This window comes from Succinimonas sp., assembly GCF_045225735.1.
In the GTDB taxonomy this organism is placed as follows: Bacteria; Pseudomonadota; Gammaproteobacteria; order Enterobacterales; family Succinivibrionaceae; genus Succinimonas.
Window position 1 is genome coordinate 1 of record NZ_JBGVBR010000261.1, and the last position, 10,747, is coordinate 10,747.

10 protein-coding genes and 1 tRNA gene are annotated in these 10,747 nt (G+C 52.8%); 8 read left to right on the forward strand and 3 right to left on the reverse strand.

Annotated elements, in window-relative coordinates; all coding sequences use genetic code 11:
* Positions 1-185: 185 nt before the first annotated feature.
* Together cysE and ACJROR_RS09285 are read right to left on the reverse strand one after the other, a co-directional pair.
* The gene (cysE, locus tag ACJROR_RS09280; protein WP_406546858.1) at positions 186-959 is read right to left on the reverse strand and encodes a serine O-acetyltransferase; all 774 of its coding nucleotides are present in this window, start codon (positions 957-959) and stop codon (positions 186-188) included.
* Positions 946-2,031: a cation diffusion facilitator family transporter gene (locus ACJROR_RS09285; protein WP_406546859.1), complete on the reverse strand. Its 1,086-nt coding sequence runs from the start codon at positions 2,029-2,031 to the stop codon at positions 946-948. Before ACJROR_RS09285 ends, cysE begins: the two co-directional genes overlap by 14 nt.
* 212 nt (positions 2,032-2,243) lie before the next feature.
* Between ACJROR_RS09285 and plsB the strand changes: the two genes are divergently transcribed.
* The 8 genes from plsB to ACJROR_RS09325 all read left to right on the forward strand — a co-directional run bounded on the left by plsB (position 2,244) and on the right by ACJROR_RS09325 (position 10,435).
* Positions 2,244-4,679, forward strand: coding sequence for a glycerol-3-phosphate 1-O-acyltransferase PlsB (gene plsB, locus ACJROR_RS09290; protein WP_406041492.1), 2,436 nt, complete (start codon positions 2,244-2,246; stop codon positions 4,677-4,679).
* Between the two features lie 55 nt (positions 4,680-4,734).
* The gene (locus ACJROR_RS09295) at positions 4,735-5,178 is read left to right on the forward strand and encodes a flagellar basal body-associated FliL family protein (protein ID WP_406041494.1); all 444 of its coding nucleotides are present in this window, start codon (positions 4,735-4,737) and stop codon (positions 5,176-5,178) included.
* 158 nt (positions 5,179-5,336) lie between these two features.
* A complete protein-coding gene (gene glnS / locus ACJROR_RS09300) occupies positions 5,337-7,010 on the forward strand; it encodes a glutamine--tRNA ligase (protein WP_406546860.1) in 1,674 nt (557 codons plus the stop codon).
* A 17-nt stretch (positions 7,011-7,027) separates the two neighbouring features.
* Positions 7,028-7,510, forward strand: a complete 483-nt coding sequence (locus ACJROR_RS09305; RefSeq protein ID WP_406546861.1) for a hypothetical protein — start codon at positions 7,028-7,030, stop codon at positions 7,508-7,510.
* A 57-nt stretch (positions 7,511-7,567) separates the two neighbouring features.
* Positions 7,568-7,978: a hypothetical protein gene (locus tag ACJROR_RS09310; protein WP_406041500.1), complete on the forward strand. Its 411-nt coding sequence runs from the start codon at positions 7,568-7,570 to the stop codon at positions 7,976-7,978.
* A gap of 356 nt (positions 7,979-8,334) precedes the next feature.
* Positions 8,335-9,483 carry an outer membrane protein assembly factor BamC gene (gene bamC / locus ACJROR_RS09315; protein WP_406546862.1) on the forward strand — a complete coding sequence of 383 codons (1,149 nt, stop codon included), beginning with the start codon at positions 8,335-8,337 and terminating at the stop codon, positions 9,481-9,483.
* A gap of 78 nt (positions 9,484-9,561) precedes the next feature.
* Positions 9,562-10,278 (forward strand): phosphoribosylaminoimidazolesuccinocarboxamide synthase, encoded by a 717-nt coding sequence (purC, locus tag ACJROR_RS09320; protein WP_406041504.1) that lies wholly within the window; start codon positions 9,562-9,564, stop codon positions 10,276-10,278.
* 81 nt (positions 10,279-10,359) lie between these two features.
* A tRNA-Thr gene (locus tag ACJROR_RS09325) sits at positions 10,360-10,435 on the forward strand.
* A 58-nt stretch (positions 10,436-10,493) separates the two neighbouring features.
* On the opposite strand, the gene ACJROR_RS09330 is transcribed toward ACJROR_RS09325, so the two are convergent.
* Positions 10,494-10,747: hypothetical protein (locus tag ACJROR_RS09330; RefSeq protein ID WP_406546863.1), on the reverse strand; the 254-nt coding region annotated here is incomplete at its 5' end.

Consider the following 10,747-nt stretch of genomic DNA (forward strand, 5'->3'; position numbering starts at 1 on the left):
AAAAAGAGAAAATTTGAAGAAGGGTTTTGGAGTGGGGCTTATGGAATCTAGCCCCGTTCTATAGTTCTACGGTTTGTGAAACTTTTAGTTAACGCAAAAAAACAGGGTATTCTACCAGAACAGGAGCCTCAGCCGTTATTTTTATGATACCGGAAGCCCCGCTGCAAAACTGCCCCCGGAGACTGCTATATTTCCTGATCCATATCCAGAGCGGGAATTCTGTCCGGGCAGCGGTTCACCACCCGGGCCGGCACTCCCACCACTGTGGCGCAAGGCTCCACCGGCTTCACCACCACGCTGCCGGCGCCGATTTTGGCGCAGTCCCCGATGGTGATATTGCCCAGAATGCTGGCGCCGGCCCCCAGGAGCACCCCGCTCCCCACCTTGGGATGGCGATCGCCCTTCTCATGACCGGTGCCGCCCAGAGTCACGTTGTGCAGGAAGGAAACATTATCCCCCACCACGGCAGTTTCTCCGATAACCACCCCGGTGGCATGATCAAACATGATGCCCCGGCCGATCTTCGCTGCGGGATGGATGTCCACCGCAAACTTCACGGAAATAAGATTCTGCAGAAAATACGCCATTTCCGAACGGCCGTTTTCCCAGAGCCAGTGAGCCACCCGATAGCTTTGAATGGCATGATAGCCCTTGAGATAAAGCAGCGGCGTGGAATAGTACACCACGGCGGGATCCCGATCCTTGACGGCCTTGAGATCAATGGCGCCGGATTCCGCAATGGCGGGATCTCCGGCATAGGCCTCGCTGCAGATTTCTCTGATAACCACCGCCGGCATCACCGGAGAATCCAGCCGGCTGGCAATCTGAAAGCCCAGAGCGTCCTGAAAGCTTTTCTGATTGAGAATGCCCTGCAGAAAATAGCTTCCCAGCATGGGCTCCTTGGTTATCATCATTCTGGCTTCTTCGCGAATTATCTGCCAGATTTCATCGATTATCATCCGTTCCGCCTTTTTCTGTTCCATCTTCTTCCGTTCCGCCCTGTTTCGTTTCGCCTTTTTCCGTTTCGCCTATCTGTCTGGTTAAATCCGCCTGTTTCTGATTTTTTCCGGGATCCATAAAGGGACTTTTGGGGTGATCCTCCGGCACCGGCTCCATGTGCAGGGTAATGTCGGCATCCGGGTACACCCGAAGCACATTGGCCTCGGCGGCATCCGCAGCGCTGTGAGCCGCCTCCAGAGACAGACTGCGGGAAATTTCCACGTGGGCCTGAATAAAAATGCGGGGGCCGGCCGCCCGGGTTCTCAGATCATGAATGCCCCGGATTTCGGGAACGCTGAGAATCAGATCATAGATGGCGCTGACATCCTTCGGGGGCAGACCGCTGTCCAGCAGAGCCGCCAGGGATTTCTTTCCGATGGAGATCCCGCCGTAAATAATGCAGAGGGACAGAATCACGGCAAAAAAACCGTCCGCCAGGAGGAAGCCCATATAGGAAAGCAGGAGGGAAACCAAAACCCCGGCATTAAACAGGATATCGCTGGCATAGTGCAGGCGATCCGCCTGAATGGCCGCGCTGCCGGTTTTCCGCACCACATAGGACTGATAGCATACCAGAGCCACGGAAATCAGCATGGCAAAAACCGTAACCCCGATGCCGGCATCCAGACTGGCGAGCTCCCGGGGACTGGCAATGCTGATGCACCCATTAATAAGCAGGAAAACCGAAGAACCGATAATAAAGGCGCTCTGCACCAGTCCGGCCAGGGATTCCGCCTTCCAGTGCCCGTAACGATGCTCCTCGTCAGCGGGATAAACCGCATAGCGCAGAGCCATGAGATTAACAACCGAGGCCATGACATCCATCAGGGAATCGGTAAGAGAGGCCATCATGGCGGCGGAGTTGGTCAGCACCAGCGCCAGAAGCTTGGCGGCAATGAGAGTGCCGGCCACTCCCACCGAAGCAATGCCGGCAAAAACCACATGGCGGGCGTAGTCCCCCGCGATGCTGCCGGATCCCGGAACGGCCTCGTCCGGCTGTTCCGCCTTTTCTTCATTGTCAGCGCTGCTCATAATTTCCGCCGTACCTCAAACTGAAAACCATCAGGGATGCATTAGGGATGCATTAGGGATGCATTGTAGCACAAAGAAAATTTTTCAAAATCCTGACACATATTAAAAAAACGGCCGATGGCATGATGCATTTTTAAGATGGATCGCACCGCCGCTTTCCGGGATTTTATAAAATGTGACGTTCTTTGCCGGTTTTGCATGAGGAGGGGTACATGAAAACGCTGCTTCTGCTGAAATCCTTGTGGTATCTTCCTGTCAAAATATTTGCCTCCTGCAACCAGAGACCGCTGAATCCCCGGGAAGACCTGAAGCTTGACGCCGACATTCCCGTGGTATATGTCATGCAGTCAGACTCCATCAGCAATCTGCTCACCCTGGAAAAGCTCACCCGGAGAAGCCGGCTCCCCAATCCCTTTGTTCCGGTAAGCGGCGTGGGAGAAGAGCCCCTGACCCGCGCGGTTTTTATGAAAAAGGTGCCTCTGATCTGCGGCAAGGCCCGGGATTACAGCTATCAGAAGGTCTTCCGGCAATGGATTGATTACTGTCAGGAATACCATACCGATATCCAGATAGTCCCGGTGACCATTTTCTGGAGCCGAAATCCCGGTCATGAGGGCGAGCCCTACCGGGATACCATCAACCAGCCCTATTCCAAGCTCAGAAAATTTTTTCGGATCATGTTTTTCGGGTACGACAACCTCACCGTGCTGTCAGGCCCCATAAGAATCTCCAGCATTCTGGAGCATCACGGCAGCGGCGATGATGCCACCGAAAGCATCGCCCGGGCCTGCCGCCTCCATTTCGAGAGACGTCATAACGAAATCGTGGGGCCGAAATGCCTGAACCGGGATCATCTTATTCAGGAGCTTCTGAATTCAGGCTACATAAAGAACGCCATTAAAACCCGAGCGGAGGAAACCCGGAGGAATTACTCCGAAATCGAGGCGGAGGCCTATGCCATGCTGGACGAAATGGCCGCCGACTACTCCTACCACACCATGAGATTCTTTGCGGCTCTGCTGCATCCTCTGTGGAGCAAATTCTATCACGGCATCAACGTGTTCGGCGCGGACCGGGTACGTGAGCTCATCAGCTCCGGTCATGAAATCGTGTATATCCCCTGTCATCGCAGCCACATGGATTACCTGCTTCTGGCCTACGCGCTGTTCAGCGAAGGACTGGTAATGCCCCACGTGGCCGCGGGGAACAATCTGAACTTCTTCCCCATAAACCGCTTCCTCCGGCAGTGCGGCGCCTTTTTCATCCGCCGGAAATTCAAGGGGGACGAGCTTTATACCTCCGTATTCCGGCAATATCTCTACACCCTGTTCAGCCGGGGCTACAGCGCGGAATTCTACATCGAGGGCGGCCGCTCCCGCACCGGCAGAACCCTGCCCCCCCGCACCGGCATCGTGGCCATGGCGGTGCAGGCTCAGCTGTCCGGCATTGAACGCCCCATTACCTTCGTGCCCATCTACCTGGGTTATGAAAAGGTCATGGAGGTAAACTCCTACATGAAGGAGCTCAACGGCGCTCAGAAGGCCAAGGAAAGCCCGTGGCAGCTTCTGAACTTCTACAAGAGGCTCCGTTACTACGGCCGGGGCTATGTCAGCTTCGGAGAGCCCATTGTCCTGCCCGCTTTTCTCCGGGAAACGGTTCCGGACTGGAGAAAATACATCACTCCGGGAGAGTTTTCCAAACCGGCCTGGCTTTTTGATACGGTAAATGCCCTGTCCGACGAAATCGTCATGCGCCTTAACAGCTCCGCCACCACCAACGGGCTCAACCTGTCGGCTTTGGCGCTTTTATCCGCGCGGGATCACCGGCTTTCCCTGGACAGCCTGCAGTCCGTCATCAACTTCTATATTTTCATCCTGAAAAGCTCCCGCAACATTGCGGAAAGCGCGCTCCCCAAAATCCCGGGACAGGTGCTGCTGCAGCAGGCTCTGGAGCTGAAGCCCTTCAACATTGAAGAGGTAAACGGGGTAAAATGGGCCGCCCCTACCCGGAAGCAGATCATCTACTTAAGCTACTTCCGGAACAACATTCTCCATTTCTTTGTGCTGCCGGCTCTTATTGCCACCATTGTTTCGGTGCACCGCCACCTGTCCATGGCGGACATTGTGCTTCATACCCGAAACGTATTCTATTTTCTGCGGCATGAGCTCTTCGCCCCGGTGCGGGAGCATGTGCTGGATCAGACCATCAGAGCCTACGTAAAGGCCTTCCAGCTGGCAGAGTACTTTATGATTGTGGACAAGAGCCTGTACCAGATTAATCCGGATCCGGCAAAAAAAGCCATGCTGGACATTCTCAGCAATTCCATCCACGCCAATCTCATGCGGTACGTTATCGGGGTGGAGGCGGTAAAGCGCTCGCAGAACGGCACCTGCGATCAGAAGAAATTCATTGAAACCTGCGTGCAGCTTTGCCGCAATCTGCCGGAGGCCATCACCAACAACTCTCCGGAGTTCTCGGATCCCATAACCTTCCGGGTGATGAGCGAAACCTTTGTCCGGCACCGCTATGTCTACGTTTCGGAAATTGACGGCACCTATACCAAAAATCCGGTGAAGCTCCAGAAGCTCATCAATGCCGCGGGGCCGCTCCTGCCCGAGGAAATCCGAAATACCCTGGACAGAGTATAATGACCGAATGGATAAATGCCCCTGTGAATACACTTCCCTGCGCTGAGGATAAGCTATGAAAGGATTCCGAAAAACCGCAGCTGTTCTGCTGACGATGCTCTTGACTGCGCTGACCATGCTGGCTCTGCCTGCTCCTGCCGCGGCGCAGGACAGCGCCCCGGCTCCGGGCGCGGGCCCCATCACCGGCTACTATGAAATCAAGGGGGCCATCACCACCAATCTGAGCTCCACCGGCAACAAGCTTAATTACATATCGGTAAATGTGACCATCTCCCTTACCGATTCCCGGGACTACGAGCTGGTGCAGAAGCATGAACCCATGATCAAGGACGCCATCACCGATACGCTGGGAGCGATAACTCTGAAGCAAATCGATGAGCCCGGCAGCAGAAATACCATTCGGGACAAGGTGCGGGAAGTGGTAATCAGGCTTCTTGATGACTGCGTGGGCCGCAGAATCGTTAAGGATGTGATGTTCTCCGACTTTAAATGGCAGTAAAAGAGAGATAACAGCAAAAGCCGGCATCAGACGCGCCCGAAGGTTCCGAAGACAGCCCGGCGCCGGCTCCTGCAATTTAAAAAAATGGTATATGCCGCACTGTTTGGAATATAATTACCGGAGTATGTTCCTAATCCGTGATTTTCAGGGGTATTTCCATGACCGGTGCACTAGATTCTGACCGTCCGGCAAATTTTATTACTCAGATTATTGATGAAGATCTGGCTCAGCAAAAGTATCAGGTCATAAAGACCCGGTTCCCTCCGGAGCCCAATGGCTACCTGCACATCGGCCACGCAAAATCCATCTGTCTCAATTTCAGCATTGCGGAAAGCTATCAGGGCACCTGCAATCTCCGCTTTGACGACACCAATCCCGCCAAGGAAAACACTGAATATGTCGACTCCATTAAAAACGACGTCAGCTGGCTGGGCTTTCACTGGGACGGAGAACCCCGCTATTCCTCAGATTATTTCGACCGGCTCTATGGCTATGCCAAAGAGCTGATTGAGAAGGGCCTGGCCTACGTGGACGAGCTCTCCCCCGATGAAATCCGGGACTACCGGGGCACCCTCACCGAGCCCGGCAAAAACAGTCCGTACCGGGATCGCTCCCCCGCGGAAAACATGGCCCTGTTCGAAAAGATGAAAAACGGGGATATCCCCGAGGGCAAGGCCTGTCTCCGGGCCAAAATCGACATGAGCTCCCCCTTCATGTGCATGAGAGATCCGGTCATCTACAGAATCCGCTTTGCGGATCATCACCGCACCGGAAGCAAGTGGCATATCTATCCCATGTACGACTTCACCCACTGCATTTCCGACGCCATCGAGGGCATTACCCATTCCATCTGCACCCTGGAATTCCAGGACAACCGCCGGCTTTATGACTGGGTGCTGGAGCATATCACCATTGAGCATCATCCCCATCAGTACGAATTCAGCCGGCTGAATCTGGAATACTCCATTACCTCCAAGAGAAAGCTGAATCTGCTGGTGCAGGAGGGCATCGTGGACGGCTGGGACGATCCCCGCATGACCACCATCTCTGGCCTCAGAAGGCGCGGCTACACCCCGGCCTCCATCAGGGAGTTCTGCCGCCGCATCGGCGTTACCAAGCAGGAAAACACCGTGGAAATGAGCGCTTTGGAATCCTGCATCCGGGAGGATCTTAACGAAAACGCCGAGAGAAGAATGGCGGTGCTGGATCCTCTGGAGCTTGTCATTGACAATTATCCCGAAGGAAAGGAAGAAAAGGTCACCGCCCAGAACCACCCGCTCCGGGCCGAGCTGGGAACGAGAGAGCTCCCCTTCGGAAAGCGCATTTTCATCGAGCGGGAGGATTTCCGGGAGGAAGCCAACAAAAAGTTCAAAAGGCTGGTGCTTGGAAAAGAAGTACGCCTGAGATACGCCTACATCATCAAGGCAGAAAGCTGCGAAAAGGACAGCGCCGGAAACATTATCAGAGTGCACTGCTCCTACATTCCGGAATCTCTGGGCGCCGACATCCCCGATCACAAGCCCAAGGGAGTGATCCACTGGGTCAGCGCCGATCATCACCTCAAAGCCGAGGTCAGGCTCTATCAGAGGCTTTTTCTGGTGCCTAATCCCGGATCTCAGGAGGATTTTCTGGCCACGATTAACCCGGAATCCCTGAAAATCGTCAAGGAGGCCGCGCTGGAGGAATCTCTGGGAACAGCGGTTCCCGGTCAGGCCTTCCAGTTTGAACGCACCGGATACTTCTGTCCTGACAGCAGGTATTCGTCTGACTCCGCAAAGGTATTTAATCTGACTGTTGCCCTCAAGGAAGATTCCCAGAAGGCGCAGTCTTAATTCACAAAGGAAGTTTTATGAGCGAAGATTTATACGAAAACGAAAACGACACTGATACTGCCGATGAAATTGCTGATGACGGCCAGTTTGACAATGATTTAGAGGTCGAACTCAGCAGAAGAGCTCCCAAAGGCGACGTTTTTCAGCAGATTTTTCCAAGAACCAGACACTGGCTTCGTGAAGGTGTTCGCCCGGAAGAGATTCTGCGGGAGGATAAAGATGACCTGGTTTTCTCTTTCGTAAAGAGAATGAAGGATCCGGATTATCCGCAGACCGAAGGAGCGCGTTACATCAAATTCCGCAGCACTCTGGCCATTTCAGAGCTGGAAGTGGAAATGACCTTTACTCACATTGAGCTTTTCTATCAGGACGCCGATGGCAACCTGGGACCGGCCATTCCAGTAAAGGACGGCGCTGAAGAGTGCCGGGATATTCAGAAGGTATTTGACAAGGTGATCGATAATCTGGCCGGCTATCTGAGCAAGGTTAATAATCGCTGAATTGAGCTGCCGGCGGGAGCCGAAGCTTTTCAGAAACATTTAAAAAGGGAATTAGATATGATTTTTAAGAAATTATTGCTGGCTCTGGCCGGCGTTGCCTTTTCAGCCGGCGCCTTTGCTGCGGTAAGCTCCGATGTTTCCGGATTCATCTCCGGCTCCGGACTCAATGCCCGTCAGGAACGCGCCGTTACCCAGTACGCCGAAAGTCTGGATCAGATTGCCAATATCGATCTGGGCAATCAGGAAGCCGTGATCTCCGTTAACAAGGAGTTCATGAACGCTCAGCAGTGTCTGGCTCAGGTTTACAGCATCGACCAGAAGCCCCATATGATGCGGGTCAGCCGGCAGGTTTATGAAAAGACCTTCAATACCGATGAGCTGGTTACCAAATACCGTCAGTTCCTGGGACAGGCTCTTCAGGAAGGCGCCAAGGCCCTTCCTTCCGGAAAGGCTCGCGCCTGCAAATAATCAGAGCTTCCGCATATGCATTGCAGGCAGCAGGAAAAGCCGGCGGCGATACGGCTTGGCGTTCGCTCCCTGCTGCTCAGTCTGTCCGGAAGATCCCCGGGGATCTTCCGGTTTTTCTGTTCAGGCGACCGCGGGGAAATCTCTTAAGCCCCTGCCAGAGAGATCGCTAACCAGCGACAGACCCGGCATAAACCGGAATTAACCGGAACAGTCTAGTTTGCAAAAGTCCGGCTTGTTTGCGACTGTCTCGCTCTCTGATATCAAAGATCCGCTTCATAAAGTTTACAGAGAAGTTGACAGAGCGCCGTTTGGTTTTCAGAATAAGCAGAGACACTCAATAAAGGAATCTACACGCTATGCTTAACAAAAGGAACGTTACCGTTTCACTGATGCTGTCCGGCATAATGATCATGGTCAGCGCTCTTCCCGGCTGCCGTTCCAGCTATGTTAATAATGACATCCGTCAGGCCAACAACAAATTCAGCTATCTGGATTCAGTGCCGGTGGAACGGAAGATGGTTCAGCCCGAAGGCACCACTCCCATTGACTATTCCAAACAGTTCGACCTCCCGGAAATGCAGTTTGACGATGTGCGTTCCGCTCTGGTAGGCAAGGCGGTGGACGTTCGTCCGCCCCAGAAACTGATACCACTGAACAGCAATGTGTCCGTGGGACAGGACGGCGATATCGCCTATGTCTGGTTCTACCCCGATGAGGACGGCCAGGAAATCACCCCCAACGACCTTCTGGTTACCCTGTTCCGGATGTTCCGCAGATCCGCCATTAACGTGGAATCGATAGATGCCATGAACAGCTTTATTCAGACTGACTGGTACGATGCCACGGAATTTGCCACTCCCTACAACCCTGATGCCATGGAAAAGGGCTTTCTTATCTACCGGCAGCGTTATGCCTTCGGTCTCAGAAAGAACACCGAGGGAGCTCCCGGAGTGTCCATTCAGCTTACTGACAATATTATCGAGCAAACTGACGGTACCGAACTCAAGGCCGGTCTGAACCGCTTCGAGCCCTCCCGTTTCACTGCCCTGATGGCTAACCGGCTGATGTGGTCCTACAACCTGGATATGAAAAAAAAGCACAGCTCCTCCGAAAACGCCTACGTGGCCATCTCTCTTGGCCGGGACAATAATGATCTCCCCTGCTGGCTGGTGGATGCCGGATTTGATGATACCTACAAGGCTCTGGTAGATCTCTTCACGGCCTATGAAATCAAAATCAAGGAATACTCCTCCACCGCCGGAGAAATCACCATTAAATACAGCGAGCCGGAACCGGAATTCTGGGAATCTCAGGGAGTGGAGCCCTGGGGGCTGGAGGACGGCAAATATACCTTCAAGCTGGGCGTGTTCCAGGGCAAAACCTCCGTTACCATGTATGACGAGAACAACAAGCCGGTAAACACCGCCGTTACCGCAAGAATGTACAGCGGCTTTGCATCCTCTCTTAACGTGCAGTTTTATTTGAACCGCACTGCAGGAAAGTGATACCGCTCACTTAATTTGTGGTAAAATGCACCGCATTGGCAGATGCCTCTTTTCGAGAAAATTTCGGGAGTTTTTCAAATGGTTGAGAAAAAAGAAGAGCTTTATCGCGGTAAGGCAAAAACTGTATATGCTACTAACGATCCGAAGCGTTTAATCATCACCTTCAGAGATGACACCTCAGCGTTCGATGGCCTTAAGATCGAGCAGCTCGCCCGTAAAGGCAAGACCAACAACAAATTCAATTACTTCATCATGAAGAAGCTGGAAGAAGCCGGCGTTCCCACTCAGATTGAAGAACTGCTCAACGATAATGAAATTCTGGTAAAGAAGCTCGAAATGGTTCCTGTTGAGTGCGTAGTTCGCAACGTTACCGCCGGTTCCATCTGCAAGCGTCTGGGCGTGCAGCAGGGCATTGAACTCAAGGTTCCGACCTTTGAATTCTTCCTGAAGAACGATGCTCTCCATGATCCCATGGTTAACGATTCCCATATCATTTCCTTCGGCTGGGGCACTCAGGAACAGATCGATGAGATGAAGGCTCTCAGCCTTAAGATCAATGATGTACTGAAGAAGCTTTTTGACGATGCCGGTCTCATTCTGGTTGACTACAAGCTGGAATTCGGTCTCTATGACGGCAAACTGGTACTGGGCGATGAATTCTCTCCGGATGGCTGCCGTCTTTGGGACAAGACCACCAGAGAATCCCTGGATAAGGATCGCTTCCGCAAGGATCTTGGCGGCGTTATCGAGGCTTATGAGGAAGTTGCCCGCCGTATCGGCTGCCCTCTTGATTAATTACGGATCCGTGGTATAATCCACCACCGTACAGGAACCGCCTGACAAGGGCGGTTTCCTTTTCAAGACTTCTGTTAGCAGGCCACTTTAGCTCAGTCGGTAGAGCAGCTGTTTCGTAAACAGTTGGTCGCAGGTTCGATTCCTGTAAGTGGCACCACCGTTTGTCAATACCTTCAAAACCTTGACATTAAGCCGTTTCACATCCAAAATCACAATCAAAGATGTATTTCGACCTTCCTTTTTTGGATGCAAAACTGATGTGACCGTTGGATGCAGTTCTTACACGGTTTTGCGAGGTTAAAACGTTCAACCGCTGATTTGGGTTCGCCAGCCTGAATCAGAAATACCTTCACTTCTTGAAAAAAACAAAGTTCCAGGCGATATCCGATCACTTGGAGCAATCCTGTCAGGATTTCCGGCAGGTTACCCAATCTCAAAAACCCGGGATTCAGATGTTCGCTAAAAGTGC